This window comes from Streptomyces sp. NPDC058195 (assembly GCF_042883525.1).
Classification (GTDB): Bacteria; Actinomycetota; Actinomycetes; order Streptomycetales; family Streptomycetaceae; genus Streptomyces.
In genome coordinates this window covers 126,046-151,141 of the sequence record NZ_JBHVVM010000016.1, presented here as the reverse complement: position 1 = coordinate 151,141, position 25,096 = coordinate 126,046, and the positions used below count along the sequence as shown (strand labels likewise).

Below are 25,096 nucleotides of genomic sequence, written 5' to 3'. Positions count from 1 at the left end.
CGGTTTCCCTGTACGGGGATCCGCCGCCCCGTTTCCCTGTGGTGGGCCCCGTCCGCCGCCCCCCTCATCACCCCGCTCACCAGCCCCGTTCACCAGCCCAGTTCGTCGTACGCGAGGAGACCGAGCAGAGATGTCCGACGCCACCGCACCCTGGCTCATCGTGGGCCTCGGCAACCCCGGCCCCGAGTACGCGGCGAACCGGCACAACGTGGGCTTCATGGTGGCCGACCTGCTGGCCGAACGGATCGGCGGGAAGTTCAAGCGGGCGCAGAAGGCCCAGGCGCAGGTCGTGGAGGGCCGGGTGGGCCCGCCCGGACCGCTGAGCCGGCGGGTGGTGCTGGTGAAGCCCCTGTCGTACATGAACCTCTCGGGCGGCCCGGTCACGGCGCTGCGCGATTTCTACAAGGTGCCCGTGGACCACATCGTGGCGGTCCATGACGAGCTGGACATCGACTACGGGACGCTGCGGCTCAAGCTGGGCGGCGGTGACAACGGGCACAACGGGCTGAAGTCGATCACCAAGTCGCTGGGCGCGGACTACCACCGGGTGCGGTTCGGGATCGGCCGCCCGCCGGGCCGGATGCAGGTCGCGGACTTCGTGCTGAAGGACTTCTCGTCCGCCGAGCGCAAGGAGCTCGCCTATCTGGTGGACCGGGCGGCGGACTCGGTGGAGTGTCTGCTGGCCGAGGGCCTGGAGCGGGCGCAGAGCGCGTACAACGCGTAGCGGAGCACGTGCACCGCTGATACGCCTGCCCGTACCCGGCGATTTTCGGCCATGAGTTGACCGCGGCGCCGGTCTGCCCAAGGATCGCTCCCCATGAAGCGGAGTTCCTCCCACCGCGCGTTGGTCTACGCCCGCAGTGCCGCCCTGGGCTGTGTCGTCCTGCTGTTGCTGGTGGCGGGTGCGCTGTCGTCCTGGGACCAGGCGCATCACATCATTCTGGACAAGGGCCGTGAGCGCGGCACGATGACGGTGACCGGGTGCGGAGCCGATGTGTGTACGGGGCCGTTCGTGCCGTCCGGCGAGGGCGCGGCGCGTTCCCGGGTGACCGTCGGCAGTTCCGTCGCGGCGCGGCGCGGCGACCGGTTCCCGGTGGTGGTGAAGCCGGGTACGGACGAGGTGGTGCGGACCGGTACGCCGGGCTTTCTGCATGCCTGGGTGCCGCTGGGCGGTGCGCTGCTGCTGGCGGGGCTGGTGATCGGCGGCGGCCTGCGGCTGTCCCGGATCGGCTGGTGCGCCGGGATCGCGGGTGCGGCCCTGCTCGTGGCGACGTTCTTCGCGCTGTGAGCGGGCCGCACCCGGTCCGGGTGCGGAGGTGGCGCCGGGTCAGCCGGTGTTGCGCAGACCGGCCGCCACGCCGTTGACGGTGAGCAGCAGGGCCCTGGCGAGCAGCGGGTCCGGGTCCTCGCCGCGTGCGGCGGCTTCCCGCTGGCGGGCCAGCAGGGAGACCTGGAGGTAGGAGATCGGGTCCAGGTAGGCGTCGCGGATGGCGAAGGTCTGCTGGAGGACGGGGCTGGTGCCGAGCAGTTCGGTGCCGCCGGTGACCTTGAGGACCTCCCGGACGGTGAGCGCGTGCTCGGCCTCGATGTCGGCGAAGACGTGCTTCAGCTCGTCGGGGACGAGGGTGTCGACGTAGTGGCGGGCGATCCGCAGGTCGGTCTTGGCCAGGGTCATCTCGACGTTGGAGATGAAGTTCTGGAAGAAGTGCCACTGTTCGTGCATTTCGTCCAGGACGGTGTCCAGGCCGGCCTCGCGCAGGGCCTTGAGGCCGGAGCCGACGCCGTACCAGCCGGGGACGATCTGGCGGGACTGGGTCCAGCCGAAGACCCACGGGATGGCGCGGAGCCCGTCGAGCCCGGCGCCCGAGTCGGGGCGGCGGGAGGGGCGGGAGCCGAGGTGGAGGTCGGCGAGCTGGTCGACCGGGGTGGCCGCGAAGAAGTACGCGGGCAGGTCCGGGTCCTCGACGAGCCTGCGGTACGCCGCGTGCGCCGCGTCGGAGACGGTGTCCATCGCCGCGTCCCAGCGGGCGAGGGCCTCGTCGGACTGGCGGGGCGCGGTGTGCAGGGCGGAGGCCTGGAGGGTGGCCGCGACGGTCAGTTCCAGGTTCTCCCGGGCGAGGGCCGGGATGAGGTACTTGTCGGAGATGACCTCGCCCTGTTCGGTGACCTTGATCTCGCCTTCGAGGGTGCCCCAGGGCTGGGCGAGGATCGCGTCGTGCGAGGGGCCGCCGCCGCGGCCGACGGTACCGCCGCGGCCGTGGAAGAGGCGCAGGCGCACGCCGTAGCGGTGGGCGACGTCGCGCAGGCGGCGCTGGGCGCGGTGGATCTCCCACTGGGAGGTGGTGATGCCGCCGAACTTCGAGGAGTCGGAGTAGCCGAGCATGACCTCCTGGACATCGCCGCGCAGCGAGACGAGGCGGCGGTACGAGGGGTCGGCGAGCATCTCGTCGAGGATGACGTCGGCGGCGCGCAGCTCGTCGGTGGTCTCCAGGAGCGGCACGATGCCGATCTTGGCCCAGCCGCCGTGCAGGTCGATCAGTCCGGCCTCGCGGGCGAGGACGGCGGCGGCGAAGACGTCGTCGGCACCTTGGCACATCGAGATGATGTAGGACTCGATGACTTCGGGGCCGAAGCGTTCGAAGGCTTCCTTGACGGTGTGGAAGACGCCGAGGGTCTTCTCGCCCGCGGCGTCCAGCGGGGCCGGGGTCGGGGCGAGGGGGCGGCGGGAGCGGAGCTCCTTGGCGAGGAGCTTCTGCCGGTAGTCGCGCGGCATGTCGGCGTAGCGCCAGGACTCCTCGCCGAGCCGGTCGAAGAGCTGGCCGAGGGCGTGGTGGTGGGCGTCGGCGTGCTCGCGTACGTCCATGGTGGCGAGCTGGAGGCCGAAGGCGGCAAGGGTGCGGATGGTGCGGTCCATCCGGCCGTCGGCGAAGAGTCCGCCGCGGTGCGCGCGCAGGGACGCCTGGATGAGTTCGAGGTCGGCGATGAGCTCGGCGGTGCCGAGGTAGTCGCAGCCGGGGCGGTGCGGGGTGCCCGTGGCGAGGCGTTCGCGGGTGTTGACGAGCTTCTGCCGGATGCAGGTGGCCTTGAGCCGGTAGGGCTCCTCGGCGTTCAGCCGCTTGTAGCGGGGGCTGATCTCGGGAAGGCGCTCCAGGTCGGCTTCGAGGGAGCCGAGGAGTTCGTCGGTGGCGCCGGTGTAGCGGATGGAGTTGGAGAGCAGTCCGCGCAGGTGGTCGACGAGTTCGAGGGCGTCGGTGATGCCGTGCTCGTGCTGGAGGATCAGGACGTCCCAGGTGACGGCGGGCGTCACGTTGGGGTTGCCGTCGCGGTCGCCGCCGATCCAGGTGCCGAAGGTGAGCGGGCGCGTCCCGGCGGGCAGTTCGACGCCCACCCGGTCGAGCTCTGCGGCCAGGTCCTCCAGAACGTCGCCGACGGCGTCGGCGTGGAGTTCGTCGAGGTAGTAGATGGCGTTGCGGGCCTCGTCGGCCGGCTCGGGGCGGACCACGCGCAGCTCGTCGGTCTGCCAGATGAGGTCGATGTTCTCGGCGAGGCGGAGATCCAGCCGGCGGCGGTCGGCCTCGACGACGGGGGTCTCCAGGAGCGCGGCGATGCGGCGGAGCTTGTTGAGCACGGAGCGCCGGGCGGCCTCGGTGGGGTGCGCGGTGAAGACGGGGCGCACGTTGAGGTTCTTGACCGTCTCGCGCAGGTGGTCGGGATCGGCGTCCTTGAGGCGGTCGGCGGTGCGGGCCAGCAGCCCGCCCTCGGCGGCCCGGCGGTCGCGCATCTCGCGGGCGCGGTGCACCTGCTCGGTGACGTTGGCGAGGTGGAAGTAGGTGGAGAAGGCACGGACGAGCCGGGCGGCGGTCTCCAGGTCCGTCTCGCCGAGGAGCTGCGCGGCTGCTTCGCCGTCGGTACGGGTCAGGGCGCGGACCCGTTCGACGAGATCGAGGAGCTCCTGGCTCTCCTGGCGTACGAGGGTCTCGCCGAGGAGGTCGCCGAGGCGGCGGATGTCGGCGCGCAGCTCGGTGCTGGCAGCAGGTGTCTGGTCGGCACTGCTCACGGTGTGCGGCTCCTTGCAGTGGTTGAGCACGGGGGTACTCCGGGGCCGCGGCGGGCTGCGGACCCGGGGGTTCCGGGGCCGAGGCGGGCTGCGGTGCTGCCGCCACCCCGGGAAAGCAGAGTGCGGACCGCGCTGTCCGACTCCCCTCAGGATAGGTGTCCACTCCGTGGACACCCGCTCGCGGCCCGATCGGGTTTCCCCGCTGGCGCGGCCCGGCCGTTCTCGCGTACGGCGGGCCTCCGCGCTGCCATACTTACGTCGCCGTAGGTTACGCAACCGTAGCCAGAGCTGTCCGCCGTCTTTCTCTTCCCCAGGGGACTCCCCATGAACACCAGCCCCGCCGCGCTTGATGATCCCCGGCCCACCGCGGCCGACGGCCGGCCCCTTCCCACCGCGACGCTCGGCGGGGACAGCAAGCGGTCGATCGAGCAGGTCGCCCTGCTGCTGTTCATCGTGGTCCCGTTCGCGGCGCTGCTCGCGGCGGTGCCGCTGGCCTGGGGCCGGGGGGTGAGCTGGCTGGACCTGGGGCTGCTGGTGGCGATGTACTTCCTCGGCTGCCACGGCATCACGATCGGCTTCCACCGGTACTTCACGCACGGCTCGTTCAAGGCGAAGCGCCCGCTGCGCATCGCGCTGGCCGTCGCGGGTTCGATGGCGGTGGAGGGCCCGCTGGTGCGCTGGGTGGCGGACCACCGCAAGCACCACCGGTTCTCCGACGCGGAGGGCGACCCGCACTCGCCATGGCGGTTCGGCGAGACGCTGCCCGCCCTGATGAAGGGGCTGTGGTGGGCCCACATCGGATGGATGTTCGACGAGGAGCAGACGCCGCAGCAGAAGTACGCCCCCGACCTCATCAAGGACCCGGCGATCCGCGCGGTCTCGCGCCACTTCGCGACGTTCACCGCGCTCTCGCTGCTGCTTCCGCCGCTGGTGGGCGGGCTGGTCACGATGTCGTGGTGGGGCGCGGCGACGGCGTTCTTCTGGGGCTCGCTGGTCCGGGTGGCCCTGCTGCACCACGTGACCTGGTCGATCAACTCGATCTGCCACGCGGTCGGCAAGCGGCCGTTCAAGTCGCGCGACCGGTCCGGGAACGTGTGGTGGCTGGCGGTGCTGTCCTGCGGTGAGTCCTGGCACAACCTGCACCACGCCGATCCGACCAGTGCCCGGCACGGGGTGATGCGCGGTCAGATCGATTCGAGTGCCCGGCTGATCCGGTGGTTCGAGAAGCTCGGCTGGGCGCACGACGTGCGCTGGCCGGACTCCGCGCGGATCGACGCCCGGCGGGTCGGCTCCGGCCTGACCGACGCCCGGCGCGACCGCGGGCGTACCGAGACGGCATGATTGACGACGTGGCGACCGACTCCAGTACCAGCAGCGAGAACACCCGTCCTTCCTCCTCCGCCCGGCGTACCCGCCGGGTGCGGATGACCGGGAAGGAGCGCCGCGAGCAACTGCTGGACATCGGACGCACGCTCTTCGCCGACAAGGGCTTCGAGGGGACGTCGGTCGAGGAGATCGCGGCCCGCGCCGGTGTCTCCAAGCCGGTGGTCTACGAGCACTTCGGCGGCAAGGAGGGGCTGTACGCGGTGGTCGTCGACCGCGAGATGCGCCAGCTCCTCGACATGGTGACCGGCGCGCTGACCGCGGGGCACCCCCGCGAGCTGCTGGAGCAGGCCGCGTTCGCGCTGCTCGACTACATCGAGACGTACACCGACGGCTTCCGCATCCTGGTCCGTGACTCCCCGGTGGCCCAGTCCACCGGTACGTTCGCCTCCTTGATCAGCGATATCGCCACCCAGGTGGAGGACATCCTGGGCCTGGAGTTCAAGGCCCGCGGCTTCGATCCGAAGCTGGCCCCGCTGTACGCCCAGGCGCTGGTCGGCATGGTGGCGCTGACCGGCCAGTGGTGGGTGAACGCCCGCAAGCCGAAGAAGTCGGAGGTGGCCGCCCACCTGGTGAACCTGGCCTGGCACGGCCTGGAGAACCTGGAGTCGAAGCCCCGCCTGGTGGGCCACCGCAAGAACTGACCGGGAGCCGGTCACCCGGGGTGATGACGGCGGGGGCGGGCCCCGGCCGCTCACCGGCGTCAGCCGTTCAGGGGTTCCAGGAACTCCAGGCGGTTGCCCACCGGGTCCTCGCTGTAGAAGCGGCGGTGGCCGGGGAGGCCGCCGTCCCAGTGGACCTCGGCGCCGTGGGCCGTCAGACGGGCGGCGAAGGTCTCGATGGCCGTGACGCGCAGGCCGGGGTGGGCCTTGCGGGCCGGGCGGAAGTCCCGCTCGATGCCGAGGTGCAGCTGGACGGGCCCGGCCTGGAACCAGCAGCCGCCGCGGGCCGCGAGCACCGGCGGTTTGGGGATCTCCGTCATGCCGAGCACGCCCGTGTAGTAGGCGCGCAGGGCGTCCTCGGAGCCCGCCGGGGCGGCGAGCTGCACGTGGTCGAGGGCGGCGATCATCTTTCCTCCTTGTGGGCCACGGCGAAGATGCGGCGGAACGGGAAGACCGTGCCGTGCGGACCGGCCGGGTAGGCGGTGCGCAGCAGGTCGCGGTAGGCGGCGAGGAAGGTCTCGCAGTCCTCGGGGTCGTCGGCGAGGGCGGTCAGGACGGGGCGCAGGCCGGTGCCCTTGACCCAGTCGAGCACCGGGTCCTCGCCGGGCAGCAGGTGCAGGTACGTGGTCTCCCAGACGTCCGCCGTGATGCCGGGGGCGGTCAGCGCGTCGAGGTAGGCGGCGGGGGTGAGCACGGCGTCGGCATGGCGCAGTCGGCCGGACAGGCGGCCCCGCCAGCGCGGAGAGTCGGCGAGTTCCCGCATCAGGACATGGCTGGGCTGGTCGAAGTTGCCCGGGACCTGGAAGGCGAAGGTGCCGCCGGGGGTGATCGCGTCCAGCCAGGCGGGAAAGCGGGCGGCGTGGCCGGGAACCCATTGGAACAGGGCGTTGGAGACGATCAGCGCGTGCGGTTCGGCGGGGGTCCAGTCGGCGGCGTCCGCCTCGGCGAAGGCCAGGCGGGGGCCGGTGCGGGCGCGGGCCCGTTCGAGCATCCGCGGGGAAGTGTCGTAGCCGGTGATCCGGGCGTCGGGCCAGCGGTCGGCGAGCAGGGCGGTCACGTTGCCCGCACCGCAGCCGAGGTCGGCGACACGGGGTGCGGGGGCGGCCGGGAGGTCGGGGATACGGGCGAGGAGGTCGAGGAAGGGGCGGGTGCGGTGGCCTGCGTGGCGCAGGTACTGCTGCGGATCCCAGGAGGGCGCGGACGGCGCACCGGGACCGGGGGCGGGCGTGGGCTCGGGACCGGGGGCGGGCGTGGACTCGGGACCGGGGACGGCCGTGGGCCCGGGGTCGGGCTCGGGTGGGGTCATGGGTTCAGGATCACGGGATGATTATCTTGATGTCAAGACACTTGAATTCAAGAGACTTCATGTCGACAGACCCTCTACACTGATCCACATGGAGGACGAGGTCGACCGACTGGTCGCTGCATGGCGCCGCGAGCGCCCCGACCTCGACGTGGAACCACTCGAGGTGCTCAGCCGCGTCTCCCGCCTGGCCCGGCACCTGGACCGGGCCCGGCGGATCGCCTTCTCCGAGCACCATCTGGAGCCCTGGGAGTTCGACGTACTGACGTCGCTGCGCCGGGCCGGTGCCCCGTACCAGCTCTCCCCCGGCCAGCTGCTCACCCAGACGCTGGTCACCTCCGGCACGATGACCAACCGGATCGACCGGCTCACCAAGAAGAACCTCGTCGAGCGGCTGCCCGACCCCAGCGACCGCCGCGGCGTCCTCGTCCGGCTCACCGCCGAGGGGCGCGACAAGGCCGACCAGTCACTGGCCGGGCTGCTGGCCCAGGAGCGCGCCATCCTGAGCGAGCTCTCCCCCCAGCAGCGCAGCGAACTGGCGGGCCTGCTACGCCAGTTGACCGCCCCGTTCGACAACATCCCCGGCTAGTCCGGCGGGCGCGGGGCCTGCCGGGCCGACGCCCGCGCGCCGGGCCAGGGCGACCGCGGCCAGGGTGGAGTGCACGCCGAGCTTGCCCAGCACGTTCTGCATGTGGGTGCGGACCGTGTGCGGGGAGAGGAAGAGGCGTTCGGCCACCGCCTTGCGGCCCAGGCCCGCCACCATGCAGCGCAGCACCTCCCGCTCGCGCGGGGTCAGCGACTCGACCAGCTGCTCGCTCTCGGTGCGGTGCTTGCGCGCCGCCGTCAGCTCCCGCAGTACGCCGGTGAGCAGCGCCGGGGGCAGATGCGTCTCGTCGCGCAGTACGCCGCGGACGACCGCGAGCAGCCGTTGCAGCGAGCAGTCCTTGGCGACCCAGCCGGAGGCCCCCGCCTGGAGGGCGAGCGCGGCCCGCCGCGGGTCGTCCCGCTCGGCGAGCACCACCGTACGCACCGTGGGCCGTCCGGCGCGGACCCCGGACACCAGCGAGATGCCGTCCACCAGGGCGTTCTCCCCGTCGGACGGGACGGCGACGGGGACCGGGACCGGCCGGCCGTCCGCCGTGCCCAGGTCGGCGTCGACCAGCATCACGTCGTAACCGCGCCCCTCGGCGGCGGCCCGCTCCAGGCACCGTAACGCCGCCGGGCCGCTGCCCGCCGCCGACACCTCGACGTCCGGTTCGGCCGCCAGTGCCGCCGCGAGCGATTCGGCGAAGATCCGGTGATCGTCCACTACGAGAACCCGGATACGAACCACAGGCACCCCCATGCCGCGTCTGTCCCTGGGGCCACCCCCGGGCCCGACGAAGAGGGGCCGTCCAGTGCGGGTACGGCGCCCGGGAACGGGACCGCAGTCCCACGGCCGCCGCCGTGTGCCGACTGCACCCCTCCCCGGGCGCCGTACCCGACTGTCTCGTACCCCTGAATCAGCACCGGCCCCCACCGATGCTGTGCATCAGAGTACGGGCGACGGGCTCCAGCGGAAGTGAATTCACAGAACTGCCCCATGCCGCTTGGGTGTTCGGGGGTTACCTATGGGACGGAAGGGTTCAGACGAGGCGGCGGGCACCTGCCGAGGGGACGGCCGGGAAGACCCGCGGCGCCGTGTGGCCCGCCTCGGCGAACGCCTTCCGCACGGCGTCGGCGACCTGTTGCGCCCGCTCCTCCTCCACCAGGACGATCGCCGAGCCGCCGAAGCCGCCGCCGGTCATCCGCGCGCCGAGCGCCCCTGCCGCACCGGCCGCCGCCACCACCAGGTCGAGCTCCGGGCAGGAGACCCGCAGATCGTCGCGGAGCGAGGTGTGCCCGGCGTCGAGGACCGGGCCGGTGGCCCGCGCGTCGCCCGCGTCGAGCAGCGCGATGACCCGTTCCACCCGCTCGTTGTCGCTGACCACATGGCGTACGTAGCGGATCACGGACTCGTCCGCACCGGCCGCGGCCAGGGTGTCCAGTGCCTCGCCGAGCCCGGCGTACGGCACCTCGCGCAGGGTGGCCACGCCGAGCGCCGCGGCGCCCGCCTCGCAGCCGGCCCGCCGCTCGGCGTAGGCACCGTCACCGAGCGCGTGCTTGACCTGGGTGTCGACCACCAGCAGCCGCAGCCCCTGGGCGGACAGGTCGAAGGGGACCTGGCGCTGGGTGAGGTCGCGGGTGTCGAGGTACAGGGCATGGCCCTCGGTGCAGCAGGCGGAGGCCATCTGGTCCATGATCCCGCACGGCACGCCCACGAAGGCGTTCTCCGCGCGGCGGCCGATCACCGCCAGCTCGGGCAGGGAGAGCCCGAGGCCGAAGAGGTCGTTCAGGGCAAGGGCGGTGACGACCTCCAGCGCGGCGGAGGACGACAGGCCCGCGCCGGTGGGGACGGTGGAGCTCAGCTGGATGTCCGCCCCGGTGACCGGGTACCCGGCCTCGCGCAGCGCCCAGACGACCCCGGCGGGGTACGCGGCCCAGCCGTGGCCCTGGTGGGGGGCGAGCTCGTCGAGCCGGAGCTGGACGACTCCGCCGGGCACGTCGGTGGAGTGGAGCCGCAGTTCGCCGTCGGTGCGGCGGGAGACGGCGGCGAGGGCGGTGTGCGGCAGGGCGAGCGGCATCACGAAGCCGTCGTTGAAGTCGGTGTACTCGCCGATCAGGTTGACCCGGCCGGGGGCCGCCCAGACCCCTTCCGGCGCGTACCCGTACAGGGCGGTGAAGGACGCGGCCGACTCGGCGGGCGAGACGGTCGGCTCACTGGTCTCGGTCATGGGGCGGTGGGCTCCTCACGGCGGGCGAAGTTCCAGGCGTCGGTGACGATCCCGGCCAGGCTGGCGCGGGACGGGGACCAGCCGAGCCGCTCGCGGGCGGTGGCGGCGGAGGCGACCAGCACGGCGGGGTCGCCGGTGCGGCGGGGGGCGACGGTCTCCGGGACGGGGTGGCCGGTGACCTCGCGGACGGTCTCGATGACCTGGCGCACCGAGAAGCCGTTGCCGTTGCCGAGGTTGCAGATCAGGTGCTCGCCCGGGGCCGCCGCGTCCAGCGCGCGCAGGTGGGCCTCGGCGAGGTCGGCGACGTGGATGTAGTCGCGTACGCAGGTGCCGTCGGGGGTCGGGTAGTCGTCGCCGTACACCGCGATCGAGGCGCGGCGGCCGAGGGCCACCTGGAGGACCAGCGGGATCAGGTGCGACTCGGGGTCGTGCCGCTCCCCGCATGTGCCGTACGCCCCGGCCACGTTGAAGTACCGCAGTGAGACCGCGGCCAGTCCGTGCGCCGCCGCCTCTCCGGTGATCATGTGGTCGACGGCGAGCTTGGTGGCGCCGTACGGGTTGGTGGGCGCGGTCGGGTCGGTCTCGGTGATGGGGGTGGTGGCCGGTTCGCCGTAGGTGGCGGCGGTGGAGGAGAAGACCAGGGTGCGCACCCCGGCGTCACGCATCGCGCCGAGCAGCGCGAGGGAGCCGCCCACGTTGTTCACCCAGTACTTCTCGGGGTCGGTGACGGACTCGCCGACCTGCGAGAACGCGGCGAAGTGCAGCACTCCGTCGAAGGAGGCGTCCAGCCACTTCGCGGCGTCCTGGACGCGGCCCTCGATGAACTCGGCCCCGGCCGGGACGCCCTCGCGGAAGCCGGTCGAGAGGTCGTCGAGCACGGTGACCGCGTGCCCGGCCTCCAGCAGGTGCTGGGCGACCACGCTGCCGACGTATCCCGCGCCGCCGGTGACCAGGTACTTCTTCTGGGGCTTGCTCACTCGCTCGCTACCTCTCGCAGTCGCTGGGCCGCGGCCTCCGGCGGCACATCGTTGATGAACACGTTCATGCCGGATTCGGAACCCGCGAGGAACTTCAGCTTGCCGGAGGTGCGTCGGATGGTGAAAAGCTCCAGATGGAGCCCGAACTCCTCCCGGCCCTCGACCCCGAACGGGGCCTGGTGCCAGGCGGCGATGTACGGGGTCGGCGGCTCGCCGGGGCCGAAGATCCGGTCGAATCGCCGCAAGAGTTCCAGATAGATCTGTGGGAACTCTGTGCGCGCGGCCTCGTCCAGCTCCCGCAGGTCCGGGACGCGGCGGCGCGGGTGGAGGTGGACCTCGTACGGCCAGTGTGCCGCGTACGGCACGAAGGCGACCCAGTGCTCGCCGTCGATGACGATCCGGGAGCCGTCCGCCTCCTCGCGGGCCACCACGTCGTCGAAGAGGTTGCCGCCGGTCGCGGCGCGATGGGCCGCCATGGAGCGGAACATCAGCTCGGTGCGCGGGGTGACGAAGGGGTAGCCGTAGATCTGGCCGTGCGGGTGGCCGAGCGTGACGCCGATCTCGGCGCCCCGGTTCTCGAAGCAGAACACCTGGGTGACCTGCGGGAGTTCGGCGAGCGCGGCGGTGCGGTCGGTCCACGCGTCGAGGACCAGGGCGGCCTGCTCCTCGGTGAGGTCGGCGAAGGACGCCTGATGGTCGGAGGTGAAGCAGACGACCTCGCAGCGGCCGGAGTCACCGGCCAGCGAGGGGAAGCGGTTCTCGAAGACGGCGACGTCGTACGCGTCCTCGGGGATCTCGCTGAGCCTGCCGTCCCGGGAGGGGCAGAGCGGGCATTCGTCGGCCGGCGGGTGGTACGTACGGCCCTGCCGGTGCGAGGCGATGGCCACGCTGTCGCCGAGGAAGGGATCGCGGCGGATCTCGGAGGAGGTCGACACGGCGTCGAGCGGGCGCCGGTCGACGGCCGTGCGCACCGTGTCGTCACGGCGGTCGTAGTAGATCAGCTCCCGGCCGTCAGCGAGCGTCGTAACCGTCTTCTTCACCAGTCTCCTCCAAACAGAACCAAACACAATGAATCACAAGTCAACAAAGGCGTCAATGAGTGAGGTCCGCCGGGCGCTCGCTGGGGCGGGTCCGGCCCGAGGGCACACGGCGCCGCGCGTCGACGGCCCCCGCACGCTGCCCCCACCCTGCCCTCCCCTACCTGGCCCGGCCGCCCGCGCCTCAGGTATCCAGGGGAGGTCGTTCACCTGCGGAGGGGAAGGTCGCATGCACACCGGAGACCAGGCCAGGCCAGCGAAGGCACGGAAGGGCAGGTCGGCGGCGCACCACCCCCAGGACGCGGACCGGCCGACGCTCCCGGGCCTCCTCCCGTTCCAGAGCAGCCTCGGCAACGCGGCGGTCGTCCAGATGCTCCGCCACGCCGGACACCCGGGGGTCCTGGACGAGCACGGTGCCGAGCACGGCTCCCCGTGGACCGGACGGGCCGGGCAGGACGGGCAAACCGAGCGCCCCGTGCAGCGCTCCACCGTCCATGACGTCCTGCGCTCCCCGGGCCGCCCCCTCGACGAGGCCAGCCGTGAGGAGATGGAACGCCGGCTGGGCGCGGACTTCTCCGACGTGCGCCTGCACACCGGCAGCGCCGCGAGGGCCTCCGCCGCCGAGGTGGGCGCCCGCGCCTACACCTCCGGTCATCATGTCGTCCTCGGTGAGGGCGGCGGCGACAGGCACACACTCGCCCATGAGCTGACCCATGTCATCCAGCAGCGCTCCGGCCCGGTGGCGGGCACCGACAACGGCGCCGGTCTGCGCGTCTCGGACCCGTCCGACCGCTTCGAGCGGGAAGCGGAGGCCACCGCGCGCCGGGTGCTGAGCACGCGGGCCCCGCAGCCCGCGGAACCCCGGCAGGCGACCGCGTCCCCCTCCGGCCCCGCCGCGGTGCAGCGCATGCCCGCCGGGCCGAAGAAGCCCCCCGAGGTCGGCTCCCAGGAGGAGGCCAAGCCGCTGCTGTCCAACGTCTGGGACGCGCTCATGGCCGACGAGAACTACGGCGTGGACCGGGTCACGGTCGCCGCCGCCCGGCTGAAGCTCACCATCCCCGGCGAGCAGAAGCCGAAGCGCAGGAACTTCGCCCCGCAGCGCAGCGGCGCGGACTCCTGGAAGGAGCCCTGGAGCGACCAGAAGACGAGGAACACCAACCCGGCCTACGTGGCGGCCGGTGCGGGCGAGGTGGCGAAGAGGTTCCAGAAGAACGACGCCGAGATCAAGATCCTGGGAGAGGTGTACGCGTACCTGGAAGCCGAGCGGAAGGACGTACCGGCAGACCAGATCAGCGGCGTACTGGCCATCGCCTCCAACGTGCCCACGTGCGACGGCTGCCGGAGCCGGATCGCCGAGCTGCGCAGGGCGTACCCGCTCATCCGCACCATCGTCTCGTTCGAGGGTGCGGGCGGCAAGAGCGCGCACGCGCGCGGGGACGCCGGGGAGACGATCAGCTACGGCTACGGTCCCGAATCCCTGGAGGACATCACGGTCGACGTGAAGAAGGACCCGAAGGACACGTCCAACAAGCCCGCCACCGAGCCCAAGACGGTCAGCTGGCGTCACGACGAGAGCCCGGCCTCTCGCGAGCAGCGTTTCGGCGAAGGCACGTCGGCCGTCGATTTCCTGAAGGAGAAACTCATCGGCCGCGCCGGGAAGGAGGTCATGGACGCGGCCGCCGCCAGCCTTGAGCGGGGCGAGGACGGGGAGACGTTCTCGCAGAACGTGAAGAACGCGTGCCCCACGCTGCAGAACCTCCATCGGAACAAGAAGTTCAGGTTCGATGAGCCGCCGCTGCCGCGGGAGGTCTTCAAGGTCTGGTACGACAAGGGCCGCCCGGCACTGTCCTGATCAGGCGCACGCGGCATCGGCCGACGGCACGCGCGGGGCCGGACGGGCCGACGGCCCCGTCCTCAGGAGCGGTTCCCCGTCCGCGCGGCGCGGTCCAGCAGGCCGGTACGGGCGGCGAGGGCGGCGGCCTCCAGCCGGGAGCCGACGCCCAGCTTCATCAGCACCCGTTGCACATGCGTACGCGCGGTGCTCGGGGCGATCAGCATCCCGGCCGCGATCACCCGGGTGTCCTCGCCCTCGGCGACCCGCACCAGGACCTCGACCTCGCGGGGGGTGAGCAGCCGGAGCAGCCTGCGGCCCTCGTCGTCCGGCGCCGCGGCCGGGTTGAGCAGCTCGGTGAAGGCGCTCCGCAGCAGTTGGGGCGCCACCGCGGCTTCCCCGCTCCGCGCCTTGACCATCGCCCGCTCGACGCCCTCCATGCGCTCGTCGTGGCGGACGTACCCGGCCGCACCGGCCGCGAAGGCAGCCGCGATGCCGCGCGGGCTGGGCACCGGTCCGAGCACCACGACGGCCACCTGCGGGCGTTCCCGCCTGATCCGTACGATCGGCTCGAAGGTGCCGGGCGCGGCGGGGGCCGCGGTGCCGAACAGGCAGACCTCCGGGGCCCTGCTGACGACGAGTTCGGCCGCACCGGCCGTCGGCGCGGTCGCCGCGAGGACGCGGTGGCCCCGTAACTTCATCGCCGAGGCGAGCGCCTCGGCGAGCAGCCTGTGATCGTCGACGACCATCAGCCGCACGCCCATCGCACCCACCCCCCGTCGCACCGGTACATCCGGCCCGCTGCCCTTCCTGAGTCCGGCAAGTTACACGCTTGTTCGACATCACGGGCGTCTTACGGCCAAAAGGCGCCGGATCGCCGACCGCCGGTCGAGCGGCGCCCGACGACGGCTCCAGAGATCCTGGACCGCGCCTTGATAAGGAGCGGGAAGCCGCCGTTCACCGGCTCGGCCCGCCGGTCCGGCCAGGACGCACCGGCCCGGTCCGGCTCGTCCGGATACGAGGGGGGTGGTGCCCGTCCCGCGAGCACCACCCTCCTGCCGCGCCTCTGCCGTCGGCCGTCAGCCGCGGGTGAAGCCGATGACCAGCCGGCGGTCGTTGTCCAGCGAACCGCTCGGCTTGCTGACCATGGTGCTGGACAGGAAGAGGTGCCCGTCGCTGTAGAGGAACTCGGAGTAGTCCGGCGTGAAACTGGTCTCCGCGTCCCGGACCGACTCGTCGTTCGGGTTCTCCATCAGCACCGTCTGCTTGAAGGTGGCGCCGTCGATGGAGACGACCTGGCCGCCCTTGTCGTACGGCGGCTCCCGGTACGCGATGATGTTGCCGCCGTCCATCCGGAGCGGGAACATCGTGTAGCGGTTGCCCGCGTCGGCCCGGTCACCGGTCTGCTTGCCGGTGGTGAGGTCGAAGGAGACGATCTCGTTGGTGTTGCCGTAGTCGCCGGTGCCTTCGTGTTCCTCGGTCGGCAGGTAGACGCGGTTGTTGCCGACGGCCAGCTGGCTGCAGCTCTCGACCTTGGCGGAGGAGCAGCGCGCCGCGTACTTCTCGGCGTCCGCGGCGATCCGGGTGACCAGCTTGCCGGTCTCGGTGTCGATGGAGAAGAAGTCCGAGATGCCGCTGCCGTCACCGGCGGTGTCGCCGACGTCGGCCGCGACCACCAGCGGCTTGGTGGAGACGATGCTCGCGCTGTCGACGCCGGGCGGCATCTTGTACGAGGAGAGCGGGGCCCCGGAGGTGGGGTTCAGCGCCTGGATGACGAGCTGCGGGTCGTCGTACGTACCGCACTTGCGGACCACCGCGAGCGCTTCGCCGCCGCCGTAGCCCAGGTCGTAGCAGCCGTCGGAGGACGCCTTGGGCTTCCAGCGCTCGGCGCCGGTCTTCAGGTCGAAGGCGGCTCCGCCCTCCAGGCCGCCCGCGGCCACGGTCTCGCCGCTGACGGTGACCTCGGAGAACCTGACGGGTGCGTCACCGCTGGTGGCGGCGGTGATCGACTTGCTCCAGAGCAGCTTGCCGGTCTTCAGGTCGAGCACGCCGACCTGGTTGCACGGCGGGTACTTGAGGGCCTTGCTGGGCTTGCTCTGCTCGAAGACGACCGCGGTCCGGAAGTCGGCCGACATGTGCCGCGAGGCGGCGCAGACCTGGCCCGCGAGCGGGATGGACCACAGCTTGGTGCCCTTGACCGGGTCGTGGGCGACGACCTCGTTCAGCCCGGTCTTCACGTACGCCTTGTCGGTCAGCCAGGAGCCGTCGACCTTGGTGATGTCGGTGACCTTGGGCAGCGGTATCTGGAAGGCGACCTTGGACTTGGGGTCGGAGGGGGCCTTCTCCTTGCCCGCGCCGTCGGTGGCGCCGCCGCCCTTGTCCGCGCCGTCCGTACCGCCGGAGGTGCCGCCGGACTGGGTGGCCTCGTTCTTCTTGTCGTCGTCGCCGCTGCCGGCGTACCAGATTCCGCCGCCCACGATGAGGACGACCGCCACCGCGGCGGCCACGATGATCTGCATCTGGGTGGTGAACTTCTTGCCGCCGTCGCCGTTCTGCGGCGGCATCGGCTGCTGCTGCATCGGCGCGGTCGGGTAGCCGTAGCCCTGCTGCGGCGGCTGTCCGGGCGGCATGCCCTGCGGGAAGCCGTATCCCTGCTGCGGCGGCTGTCCGGGCGGCATGCCCTGCGGGAAGCCGTATCCCTGCTGCGGCTGGCCGGGCACGGGGGCCGACGGGTAGCCGTAACCGGGCTGCGGGGGCTGGTTCTGCGGGTAGCCGTAGCCCGGCTGGGTCTGCGGGTAGCCGTAGCCGGCGCCCGGCTGCGGCGGCGTCGGCGCACCGGCCGAGGCGGGCGGAACCGCACCAGGCGGCACGGCGTCGGCGGGCGGCGGCGTCGGGGCACCGAACCCACCGGGCGGGGGGTCCTGCGGGGCGCCGAATCCGCCCTGGGGCGGGTCGTTGGGCGGCTGCGTCATGGCGTACGTACCTCTGGGGAGGGAACGGGAGGGAAAGGGAGTGGTGGGACAGGACCGGCGGCGGCCGGGGTGATCCGGTCGCCGCCGACCGTGAGCCGTCGGGCCGTGACGGCCGGTACCCGCCGGGGACCTGCTGTCGGAAGGCTGCCTGAGCCGTCAGTTGCCGAAGGCCATCATGGTCTTCGTCTCCAGCTCTTCCTTGTCGTTTCGGGCGCTGACCCGCCCGCTCGCGATGAAGGAGCGACCGCCCGTGTAGAGGATCTGCGGCCGGTAGAAGTCCTTCTCGATCCCGGACGTCGACGCGGGGTGCGTCAGCACCGTCCGGACGCTGCCGCCGCCCGGCGCGAGGGTGCCGATGCCGCCGCCCTTCTCGTAGCCGGGCTCCAGGTAGAGCAGCACGTTGGCACCTTCCATGCGCAGCGGCTTCACCGTGGTCTTGGCCGGGGCCGTGGCCTTCCACTTGGGCTTGCCGGTGTTCAGGTTGAACGCCACGACCTTGTTGGTGCGTTCGAGGCCCGCGCCCGCGTCGGTCGCGATGTAGAAGGTGTTGGCGTCGGCGGCGACCCCGGTGCAGCCGTCGAGGCTCTTGCCGAAGACGGCGAAGGTGCTGCCGCAGTCCGGGGCGAACGAGTCACCCTTGTCGCTGGTGAGGCCGGAGCGGAGCGTGCCGTCGTGCTTCAGCGCGAGAATGCTCCACTCCTTGTCCTTCTTCAGCGAGACGACCAGCGGGTCCACCGAGTAGACCTTGTCGACCTGCCAGCCCTGCTTGGGCTTGTACGTCCACCGGGGCTTGCCGGTGGCCGGGTCGATCTCCTGGAGCTGCTGCTGCTGGGTGTCGGTGTCACCGGTACGGCAGCTGGCGGCGGCGATCAGCTTGGACCCGCCCGCGAACGCGTAGGGCTGGCAGGTGCCCGCGGGCTTGCCGAACAGCTCCTTGCCGTCGCTGACCCGGTACGCGTTGGAGTTCCCGGTACGGGCGACCGTCACCGTGTCCCCGCTGATGGCCAGGGAGATGTCGGAGAGGAAGTCCCAGGTGCCGTTCTTCTTGACGCTCTTCTTCCAGCCCGCCCTGCCGGTGTTCAGGTCGATCATCTGGAGGTCCGCGCAGTCGGCCCGGCTGGTGGTGCCGTTCTTGACCCCGATGACGATCTTGCCGTTGGTGGTGGTCTGCGAGGGCGCCGCGCACAGATCGGCGGGCAGCTTGACGGTCCACTTCTTCTTGCCGTCGGCGACGGAGTAGCCGGAGACCTCGCGGTACATGCCCTTGACGATCGTGTCACCGACCACCCAGGGGCCGTGCACGTCGGAGCCGCTGCGTGGCAGGTCGATGTCGTTCTTCTGCAGCCACAGGACCTTGGCCTCCCCGGACTTGCGCCCGGCGTTGAGGTCCTCGTCGCCGCCGTTGCCGTCGCCGTTGCCGTCGCCCTTGTCGACGGAGGGGGACGTGCTCGGCCCGGCGTCCCCGCTCTCCTTCGCGACGGGCTTGTCGTTGCCGGAGTCGCCGCTCGTGGCGACGTAGATGCCGCCGCCGATGACCGCGAGCGCGGCGACCGCGGCACCGATGACGAGCGCGGGCTTGCGCTTGCCGGGGCCGCCGCCCGGACCGGCGGGGACCGGCGCGCCGGGGTACTGCTGCTGCGGGTAGCCGTAGCCCGGCTGCTGCTGGGTGTACGGCCCCGGCTGCTGCCCGTACGGGCCGGGCTGCTGGGCGTACGGGCCGGGCTGCTGCTGGGTGTACGGACCGGGCTGCTGGGGGTACGGCCCCGGCTGCTGCTGGCCATAGGGGCCGGGCTGCTGCTGGCCGTAGGGGCCGGGCTGCTGCGGCGCCTGGGGCGGCTGCTGGGGCGGGTAGCCGTAGCCCTGCTGGGCGGACGGCGGGCCCTGGGGCGGGTAGCCGTAGCCCTGCTGGGCGGACGGCGGGCCCTGGGGCGGCTGAGGACTTCCCGGCGGCGGGTCCTGCGGCGCGCCGAAGCCTCCCTGCGGCGGTTGCTGGCTGGGCGGCTGGGTCATCAGCACGTCCCCCTTCGTGCGGTCCGGATGCCCGTTCCGTTCTCCCCCGCGATTCCGCGGAGCATCACAGGGGCGAAACCCTCTGAATTTCCTGGAAAGGAGCGAATCGGGCATGGATCCCGCGGCGATACGTCAGTCGAGCGGGGCTTCTTTGTACCACCCGCACGTGGCCGGACATCGGGTCGGTCCATCCCCTGTTCCCAAGGGAGAACCGCCCCGTGATGCCTCCGTTACGCCTGGGACCTTGCGTTCGTACCAGCCCTGACGTCCGTCAGTCGCCGAACATCTCCATCGTCTTCGCCCGCTCCTCGTCCCCGTCCTCGACCCCGGTGACGAACGTGGTCATCAGCAGGGAGCGGCCGTCGCGGTAGACGACCCGGGGCTGGAAGAGCTCGCGCTCGGTGAGCGATCCGGCGTCCGGGTGCTGGATCAGCAGTTCCGGCGTGCCACCGGTCGGCGGCAGCGCGGCGATGGCGCCGCCCTTCTTGGACTCCGGCTCGACGTACAGCAGCAGCCGGCCGTTCTCCGTCCGCAGCGGCATCATGGTCTGCCCGGCCGGGGCGGGGGCCCGCCACTTGGCCTTGCCGCTGACCAGGTCGAAGGCGACGACCTTGTTGGTGAAGACGGGGTTGGACTTGTCGGGCACGGGGGGCTTGGTCGCCAGGTAGACCGTCCGGTCGTCCGCGGCCACCCCGGCGCAGTTGTCGAGGTTCCCGCTGCCGGAGATGAAGTCGGTGTCGCACTCCACCCGGTAGTCCTCACCCGCGCCGCCGATCAGCTGGGAGCGGTAGGTGCCGTTCGCGTTGAGCGTGAGGATGGCCCACTTCTTCTCCTCCGCCTTCTCCAGGGAGACGACCAGCGGGTTGACCGAGTAGAACTGCGCGACCTGCCAGCCCTTCTTGACCTTGTACTTCCACAGGAGCTTCCCGGTGGCCGGGTCGATCCGTTCCACCAGATGTTCCTTGTGGTCGTCGGCGGCCGTCTGACAGCTGGCCGCGGCGATGCCCTCGGGCCCGCTCGCGAAGCCGAACGGCTGGCAGTTGCCCGGGAGTTCACCGAAGACCACCTTGCCGTCACTGACCCGGTAGGCATCCGTCCGGGTCGTCCGGCCGACGGTCACGGTGTTGCCGTTGATCGCCATCGCGATGTTGGAGAGCCCGTCCCACAGGCCCTTGCGCAGGTACGACGTGTGCCAGCCGGCCTTGCCCGTGCGGAGGTCGACCATCTGGAGCCCGTTGCACTCCGCCCGGTCGCCGCTGCCGGTCTCCACTCCGAGGACGATCTTGCCGTCGGTGGTGGCCTGCGACGGGGCCCCGCACATCTTGCCGGACAGCTGGAGGCTCCACTTCTCCTTGCCGTCGGCGAGCGCGTAGGCGGAGACGGTGCGGAACATCGCCTTGACGACGGTGTCGCCGACGACCCAGGGGCCGTACGCGTTGTCGCCGTTGCGGGGCAGGTCGACGCCGCCCTCCTGGAGCCAGAGGACCTTCGCCTCGCCCTTGCCGCGCAGGGTGTTGATGCCGTCGGCCTCGGCGCGCAGGTCGCTCGGACCCTGGCCCTTCTCCTTGCCCTTGCCCTTGCCGGTGGGGGCGGGGCTCGCGCTCTCCTTCACCTTGGGGGGCGGACCGTCGCCGCCGGTGGCCAGCCAGACGCCGCCCCCGGCGAGCAGGACGACCGCGAGGACGCCGCCGATGACCGCCCCGCGCCGCCCCCGGAAGAAGCCGCCGCCCCCGGTGGGACCGCCCGCCGGACCGCCCGGAGGCATCTGCGGCGGCACACCGTACGGACCGGGCTGCGCGGGCACGCTGTACGGGCCGGGCTGCGCGGGCGCGTTGTACGGACCAGGCTGCGCGGGCGCGTTGTACGGACCAGGCTGGGACGGGGTGCTGTACGGGCCGGGCTGCGGCGGCGCGCCGTACGGGCCGGGCTGCGCGGGCGCGTTGTACGGCCCCGGCTGCGGCGGTGTGCCGTACGGCCCCGGCTGGGACGGGGTGCTGTACGGACCGGGCTGCGGGGCCTGCGGCGGGCTGGCCTGCGGATCTTGCGGGGGCGCCTGCGGCGTCCCGTACGGGTTCGGCGCGGGATCGTACGGAGCCCCGAAGCCTCCCTGCGGCGGTTGCTGGCCAGGCGGCTGGGTCATCAGCACGTCCCCCTTCGTGCGGATATGCCCTGGCCGCGGTGCCGGGGCAAGGTTTCTTTCTATCACCCGCCCCGTCAGCGCCGTCCGTCACGCCTGTCGCACGGAACACATCGCGTGCGACGGGCGTGACGGATCTCAGCGATCAGGCGTCCTCGGCCAGTTCCAGCCAGCGCATCTCCAGCTCGTCCCGCTCAGCGACCAGTTCGCGCAGCTCCGCGTCGAGCGCGGCGACCTTCTCGAAGTCCGTGGCGTGCTCCGCGATCTGCGCGTGCAGCGCGGTCTCGCGGGTGGAGATCTTGTCGAGCTGCCGCTCGACCTTCTGGAGTTCCTTCTTCGCCGCGCGGGCGGCCTGCGGGGAGAGCGCCGCCGCCGGGGCGGCGCTCTCCCTGGCGGGGGCGGGCGCGGCGGACGGGGTGGCCGTCTCCTCCATCCGCTGCCTGCGCTCCAGGTACTCGTCGATCCCGCGCGGCAGCATCCGCAGCGTGCGGTCGCCGAGCAGGGCCATCACCCGGTCCGTGGTCCGCTCGATGAAGAACCGGTCGTGGGAGATGACGATCATCGAGCCGGGCCAGCCGTCGAGGAGGTCCTCCAGCTGGGTCAGGGTCTCGATGTCGAGGTCGTTGGTGGGCTCGTCGAGGAAGAGGACGTTCGGCTCGTCCATCAGCAGGCGCAGGATCTGGAGCCGGCGCCGCTCACCGCCGGAGAGGTCGCCCACCGGCGTCCACTGCTTCTCCTTCGTGAAGCCGAACTGCTCGCAGAGCTGACCGGCGGTCATCTCCCGGCCCTTGCCGAGGTCGACCCGGTCGCGCACCTGCTGGACGGCCTCCAGGACCCGCAGTTCCGGGTCGAGTTCACCGACCTCCTGGGAGAGGTAGGCCAGCTTGACGGTCTTGCCGACGACGACCTTCCCGGCGACGGGCTGTACGTCGCCCTGGGTACGGGCCGCCTCGGCGAGCGTCCGCAGCAGCGAGGTCTTGCCCGCGCCGTTGACCCCGACCAGGCCGATCCGGTCGCCGGGGCCGAGCTGCCAGGTGAGGTGGGAGAGCAGGGTCTTGGGACCGGCCTGGACGGTCACGTCCTCCAGGTCGAACACGGTCTTGCCGAGCCGGGCGTTGGCGAACCGCATCAGCTCGCTCGTGTCGCGCGGCGGCGGCACGTCGGCGATCAGCTCGTTGGCCGCCTCGATGCGGTAGCGCGGCTTGGACGTACGGGCGGGGGCGCCGCGGCGCAGCCAGGCCAGCTCCTTGCGGACCAGGTTCTGGCGCTTGACCTCCTCGGTGGCGGCGATCCGCTCCCGCTCGGCCCGCGCGAAGACGTAGTCGGAGTAGCCGCCCTCGTACTCGTAGACCGAGCCGCGCTGGACGTCCCACATGCGGGTGCAGACCTGGTCGAGGAACCAGCGGTCGTGGGTGACGCAGACGAGCGCGGAGCGGCGGGTGCGCAGATGACCGGCCAGCCAGGCGATGCCCTCGACGTCGAGGTGGTTGGTGGGCTCGTCGAGGACGATCAGGTCCTGCTCGGCGATGAGCAGCTTGGCCAGGGCGATCCGGCGCCGCTCGCCGCCGGAGAGCGGGGCGATGACGGTGTCCAGACCGTGCTCGAAGCCGGGCAGGGCGAGCCCGCCGAACAGCCCGGTCAGCACGTCGCGGATCTTGGCGCTGCCCGCCCACTCGTGGTCGGCGAGATCGCCGATCACCTCGTGGCGGATGGTGGCCTGCGGGTCGAGCGAATCGTGCTGGGTGAGCACGCCGAGCCGCAGCCCGCCGCTGTGCGTGACGCGGCCGGTGTCCGTGTCCTCCAGCCGGGCGAGCATCCGGATCAGCGTGGTCTTGCCGTCACCGTTACGGCCCACGACCCCGATCCGGTCCCCCTCGGACACGCCGAGGGACACCCCGTCGAGCAGGGCACGGGTGCCGTACACCTTGCTGACCTGCTCGACATTGACCAGATTGACGGCCATTTCACTCCTGCCCGGATGGATCGATCGGCTTCCCAGGGTACGGGGCGCCGCCCGGCCCCTCAGACGACCGTCGCCCCCGGGGCCGGGGAGACGGTGGTACGGGTGGTGCGGCAGGTGCCGGAGGCGCGGAGCGCGTCGGCCACCTCGCGGGAGGACTCCTCGTCCGCCGTCAGGAACGCGGTGGTCGGGCCGGAACCCGAGACCAGGGCGGCCAGAGCGCCCGCGGCGGTGCCCGCGGCCAGGGTGTCGGCGAGCGAGGGGCGCAGGGAGAGGGCCGCGGGCTGGAGGTCGTTGGAGAGCGCCGCGGCCAGGGCCTTCGGGTCGCCGGTGCGCAGGGCCTCCAGGAGGGCGGGCGAGGCGGCGGGCCCGGGGACGTCGGTGCCCTCGGTGAGCCGGTCGAACTCGCGGTAGACGGCCGGGGTGGAGAGCCCGCCGTCGGCGACCGCGAAGACCCAGTGGAACGTGCCGCCGACCTCGACCGGGGTGAGCCGTTCGCCGCGCCCGGTGCCCAGGGCCGCGCCGCCGACCAGGCTGAACGGGACGTCGCTGCCGAGCTCGGCACAGATCGCGAGGAGCTCCTCGCGGTCGGCGCCGGTGTTCCACAGGGCGTCGCAGGCCAGCAGGGCGGCGGCCCCGTCGGCGCTGCCGCCCGCCATGCCGCCCGCGACGGGGATGTCCTTGGCGATGTGGAGGTGGACGTCGGGGGCGATGCCGTACCGCCCGGCGAGCGCGATCGCGGCACGGGCGGCGAGGTTCGTCGCGTCCAGCGGGACCTGGGCCGCGTCCGGGCCGGAGCAGGTGACGCGCAGCGCGTCGGCGGGGGTGACGGTGACCTCGTCGTACAGGCCGACGGCGAGGAAGACGTTGGCCAGGTCGTGGAAGCCGTCGGGGCGCGGGGCGCCGACGGCGAGCTGGACGTTGACCTTGGCCGGTACCCGGACGGTGATGCTCACGCGTCGCTCCCTGTGGGGTCGCTGGGGCTGCTGGGCTCGTCGTCCGCGCGGGGCCCGGCCGCCGTGCTCGGCCCGTTCTCGGCGATGGCGGCGAATTCCTCGACCGTGAGGGCCTCGCCCCGGGCCTGCGGCGAGATTCCGGCGGCGAGCAGGGCGGCCTCGGCGGCGGGCGCGGAGCCCGCCCATCCGGCCAGGGCCGCCCGGAGCGTCTTGCGGCGCTGGGCGAAGGCGGCGTCCACGACCGCGAAGACCTCGGTCCGGCTCGCCGTCGTCGCGATCGGTTCGGTGCGCCTGACCAGCGACACCAGACCGGAGTCGACATTCGGCGCGGGCCAGAAGACGTTGCGGCCGATGGAACCGGCCCGCTTGACGTCGGCGTACCAGGCGGCCTTCACGGAGGGCACCCCGTAGACCTTGTTGCCCGGCCGGGCGGCCAGCCGGTCGGCGACCTCGGCCTGCACCATGACGAGCGTGCGCTCGATGGACGGGAAGCGCTCCAGCATGGTCAGCAGGACGGGCACGGCGACGTTGTACGGGAGGTTGGCGACCAGCGCGGTGGGCACCGGGCCGGGCAGCTCCCGGACGAGCATCGCGTCGGAGTGCACCAGGGCGAACCGGTCGGCGCGCGCGGGCAGCCGGGCGGCGACGGTGGCGGGCAGCGCGCCCGCCAGCACGTCGTCGATCTCGACGGCGACCACCCGGTCCGCCGCCTCCAGCAGGGCCAGGGTCAGCGAGCCGAGTCCCGGGCCGACCTCGACGACGACATCGTCCGGACGGACCTCCGCGGTCCGTACGATCCGGCGGACCGTGTTGGCGTCGATGACGAAGTTCTGACCGCGCTGCTTGGTGGGGCGTACGCCCAGCGCGGCGGCCAGTTCGCGGATGTCTGCGGGGCCCAGGAGGGCGTCGGGCTCTGTGGTGCTCACCTGTAAAGCGTAAGCGCCGCCCGCCGGCGGACGGACCTTGCGCCGCCCGTCGCGGGAGAGCCGGCGAGCCGG

Annotated in this window: 20 protein-coding genes; 6 read left to right on the top strand and 14 right to left on the bottom strand. The window is 72.2% G+C overall.

Annotated features, from left to right (window positions below):
- Positions 1–130: 130 nt before the first annotated feature.
- Together pth and ACFVWY_RS21205 are read left to right on the top strand one after the other, a co-directional pair.
- A complete protein-coding gene (pth, locus tag ACFVWY_RS21210) occupies positions 131–724 on the top strand; it encodes an aminoacyl-tRNA hydrolase (RefSeq protein WP_389874587.1) in 594 nt (197 codons plus the stop codon).
- Between the two features lie 93 nt (positions 725–817).
- Complete coding sequence (locus ACFVWY_RS21205) at positions 818–1,288, top strand: hypothetical protein (protein WP_389874584.1); 471 nt, start codon at positions 818–820, stop codon at positions 1,286–1,288.
- Between the two features lie 39 nt (positions 1,289–1,327).
- On the opposite strand, the gene ppc is transcribed toward ACFVWY_RS21205, so the two are convergent.
- Positions 1,328–4,057 (bottom strand): phosphoenolpyruvate carboxylase, encoded by a 2,730-nt coding sequence (gene ppc, locus ACFVWY_RS21200; RefSeq protein WP_389874581.1) that lies wholly within the window; start codon positions 4,055–4,057, stop codon positions 1,328–1,330.
- Positions 4,058–4,381: 324 nt separating this feature from the next.
- Between ppc and ACFVWY_RS21195 the strand changes: the two genes are divergently transcribed.
- Positions 4,382–5,398, top strand: a complete 1,017-nt coding sequence (locus tag ACFVWY_RS21195) for an acyl-CoA desaturase (protein ID WP_389874579.1) — start codon at positions 4,382–4,384, stop codon at positions 5,396–5,398.
- Positions 5,395–6,084, top strand: coding sequence for a TetR/AcrR family transcriptional regulator (locus ACFVWY_RS21190; RefSeq protein WP_389874576.1), 690 nt, complete (start codon positions 5,395–5,397; stop codon positions 6,082–6,084). The genes ACFVWY_RS21195 and ACFVWY_RS21190 overlap by 4 nt, the downstream gene beginning before the upstream one ends.
- A gap of 59 nt (positions 6,085–6,143) precedes the next feature.
- Here ACFVWY_RS21190 and ACFVWY_RS21185 read toward each other — a convergent pair whose 3' ends face one another.
- Together ACFVWY_RS21185 and ACFVWY_RS21180 are read right to left on the bottom strand one after the other, a co-directional pair.
- Complete coding sequence (locus ACFVWY_RS21185) at positions 6,144–6,509, bottom strand: VOC family protein (RefSeq protein WP_389874574.1); 366 nt, start codon at positions 6,507–6,509, stop codon at positions 6,144–6,146.
- Positions 6,506–7,408 (bottom strand): trans-aconitate 2-methyltransferase, encoded by a 903-nt coding sequence (locus tag ACFVWY_RS21180; RefSeq protein ID WP_389874571.1) that lies wholly within the window; start codon positions 7,406–7,408, stop codon positions 6,506–6,508. The genes ACFVWY_RS21185 and ACFVWY_RS21180 overlap by 4 nt, the downstream gene beginning before the upstream one ends.
- Before the next feature lie 88 nt (positions 7,409–7,496).
- Here ACFVWY_RS21180 and ACFVWY_RS21175 point away from each other — a divergent pair, with 88 nt between their 5' ends.
- Positions 7,497–7,994 carry a MarR family winged helix-turn-helix transcriptional regulator gene (locus ACFVWY_RS21175; protein WP_389874568.1) on the top strand — a complete coding sequence of 166 codons (498 nt, stop codon included), beginning with the start codon at positions 7,497–7,499 and terminating at the stop codon, positions 7,992–7,994.
- Here ACFVWY_RS21175 and ACFVWY_RS21170 read toward each other — a convergent pair.
- The 4 genes from ACFVWY_RS21170 to galT form a co-directional block, all read right to left on the bottom strand.
- Positions 7,953–8,750 carry a LuxR C-terminal-related transcriptional regulator gene (locus tag ACFVWY_RS21170; protein WP_389874566.1) on the bottom strand — a complete coding sequence of 266 codons (798 nt, stop codon included), beginning with the start codon at positions 8,748–8,750 and terminating at the stop codon, positions 7,953–7,955. The genes ACFVWY_RS21175 and ACFVWY_RS21170 overlap by 42 nt on opposite strands.
- A gap of 280 nt (positions 8,751–9,030) precedes the next feature.
- Entirely contained in the window at positions 9,031–10,218 is a 1,188-nt protein-coding gene (gene galK / locus ACFVWY_RS21165; RefSeq protein WP_389874564.1) for a galactokinase, read from the bottom strand.
- Entirely contained in the window at positions 10,215–11,195 is a 981-nt protein-coding gene (gene galE / locus ACFVWY_RS21160) for a UDP-glucose 4-epimerase GalE (protein WP_389874562.1), read from the bottom strand. The genes galK and galE overlap by 4 nt, the downstream gene beginning before the upstream one ends.
- Positions 11,192–12,235: a galactose-1-phosphate uridylyltransferase gene (gene galT / locus ACFVWY_RS21155; RefSeq protein WP_389874560.1), complete on the bottom strand. Its 1,044-nt coding sequence runs from the start codon at positions 12,233–12,235 to the stop codon at positions 11,192–11,194. Before galT ends, galE begins: the two co-directional genes overlap by 4 nt.
- Before the next feature lie 226 nt (positions 12,236–12,461).
- Between galT and ACFVWY_RS21150 the strand changes: the two genes are divergently transcribed.
- Positions 12,462–14,084 carry a DUF4157 domain-containing protein gene (locus ACFVWY_RS21150; protein WP_389874557.1) on the top strand — a complete coding sequence of 541 codons (1,623 nt, stop codon included), beginning with the start codon at positions 12,462–12,464 and terminating at the stop codon, positions 14,082–14,084.
- Positions 14,085–14,146: 62 nt separating this feature from the next.
- On the opposite strand, the gene ACFVWY_RS21145 is transcribed toward ACFVWY_RS21150, so the two are convergent.
- The 7 genes from ACFVWY_RS21145 to rsmA all read right to left on the bottom strand — a co-directional run bounded on the left by ACFVWY_RS21145 (position 14,147) and on the right by rsmA (position 25,024).
- Entirely contained in the window at positions 14,147–14,827 is a 681-nt protein-coding gene (locus ACFVWY_RS21145) for a LuxR C-terminal-related transcriptional regulator (protein ID WP_389874555.1), read from the bottom strand.
- Between the two features lie 315 nt (positions 14,828–15,142).
- Complete coding sequence (locus ACFVWY_RS21140; protein WP_389874553.1) at positions 15,143–17,035, bottom strand: PQQ-binding-like beta-propeller repeat protein; 1,893 nt, start codon at positions 17,033–17,035, stop codon at positions 15,143–15,145.
- Between the two features lie 156 nt (positions 17,036–17,191).
- Positions 17,192–19,045 (bottom strand): PQQ-binding-like beta-propeller repeat protein, encoded by a 1,854-nt coding sequence (locus tag ACFVWY_RS21135; protein ID WP_389874550.1) that lies wholly within the window; start codon positions 19,043–19,045, stop codon positions 17,192–17,194.
- A 271-nt stretch (positions 19,046–19,316) separates the two neighbouring features.
- Complete coding sequence (locus ACFVWY_RS21130; RefSeq protein ID WP_389874548.1) at positions 19,317–21,185, bottom strand: PQQ-binding-like beta-propeller repeat protein; 1,869 nt, start codon at positions 21,183–21,185, stop codon at positions 19,317–19,319.
- Between the two features lie 142 nt (positions 21,186–21,327).
- Positions 21,328–23,145 (bottom strand): ABC-F family ATP-binding cassette domain-containing protein, encoded by a 1,818-nt coding sequence (locus tag ACFVWY_RS21125; RefSeq protein WP_389874545.1) that lies wholly within the window; start codon positions 23,143–23,145, stop codon positions 21,328–21,330.
- A gap of 59 nt (positions 23,146–23,204) precedes the next feature.
- Positions 23,205–24,098, bottom strand: a complete 894-nt coding sequence (locus ACFVWY_RS21120) for a 4-(cytidine 5'-diphospho)-2-C-methyl-D-erythritol kinase (protein ID WP_389874543.1) — start codon at positions 24,096–24,098, stop codon at positions 23,205–23,207.
- Positions 24,095–25,024, bottom strand: coding sequence for a 16S rRNA (adenine(1518)-N(6)/adenine(1519)-N(6))-dimethyltransferase RsmA (rsmA, locus tag ACFVWY_RS21115; protein WP_389874540.1), 930 nt, complete (start codon positions 25,022–25,024; stop codon positions 24,095–24,097). The genes ACFVWY_RS21120 and rsmA overlap by 4 nt, the downstream gene beginning before the upstream one ends.
- Between the last annotated feature and the right edge of the window lie 72 nt (positions 25,025–25,096).

Excerpts from the sequence above, each read along its gene's own strand:
- pth (WP_389874587.1), top strand. The coding sequence starts at position 131 with ATGTCCGACGCCACCGCACCCTGGCTCATCGTGGGCCTCGGCAACCCC.
- ACFVWY_RS21205 (WP_389874584.1), top strand. The coding sequence starts at position 818 with ATGAAGCGGAGTTCCTCCCACCGCGCGTTGGTCTACGCCCGCAGTGCC.
- ACFVWY_RS21195 (WP_389874579.1), top strand. The coding sequence starts at position 4,382 with ATGAACACCAGCCCCGCCGCGCTTGATGATCCCCGGCCCACCGCGGCC.
- ACFVWY_RS21190 (WP_389874576.1), top strand. The coding sequence starts at position 5,395 with ATGATTGACGACGTGGCGACCGACTCCAGTACCAGCAGCGAGAACACC.
- ACFVWY_RS21185 (WP_389874574.1), bottom strand. The coding sequence starts at position 6,509 with ATGATCGCCGCCCTCGACCACGTGCAGCTCGCCGCCCCGGCGGGCTCC.
- ACFVWY_RS21180 (WP_389874571.1), bottom strand. The coding sequence starts at position 7,408 with ATGACCCCACCCGAGCCCGACCCCGGGCCCACGGCCGTCCCCGGTCCC.
- ACFVWY_RS21175 (WP_389874568.1), top strand. The coding sequence starts at position 7,497 with ATGGAGGACGAGGTCGACCGACTGGTCGCTGCATGGCGCCGCGAGCGC.
- ACFVWY_RS21170 (WP_389874566.1), bottom strand. The coding sequence starts at position 8,750 with ATGGGGGTGCCTGTGGTTCGTATCCGGGTTCTCGTAGTGGACGATCAC.
- galK (WP_389874564.1), bottom strand. The coding sequence starts at position 10,218 with ATGACCGAGACCAGTGAGCCGACCGTCTCGCCCGCCGAGTCGGCCGCG.
- ACFVWY_RS21150 (WP_389874557.1), top strand. The coding sequence starts at position 12,462 with ATGCACACCGGAGACCAGGCCAGGCCAGCGAAGGCACGGAAGGGCAGG.
- ACFVWY_RS21145 (WP_389874555.1), bottom strand. The coding sequence starts at position 14,827 with ATGGGCGTGCGGCTGATGGTCGTCGACGATCACAGGCTGCTCGCCGAG.
- ACFVWY_RS21140 (WP_389874553.1), bottom strand. The coding sequence starts at position 17,035 with ATGACGCAGCCGCCCAACGACCCGCCCCAGGGCGGATTCGGCGCCCCG.
- ACFVWY_RS21135 (WP_389874550.1), bottom strand. The coding sequence starts at position 19,045 with ATGACCCAGCCGCCCAGCCAGCAACCGCCGCAGGGAGGCTTCGGCGCG.
- ACFVWY_RS21130 (WP_389874548.1), bottom strand. The coding sequence starts at position 21,185 with ATGACCCAGCCGCCTGGCCAGCAACCGCCGCAGGGAGGCTTCGGGGCT.
- ACFVWY_RS21125 (WP_389874545.1), bottom strand. The coding sequence starts at position 23,145 with ATGGCCGTCAATCTGGTCAATGTCGAGCAGGTCAGCAAGGTGTACGGC.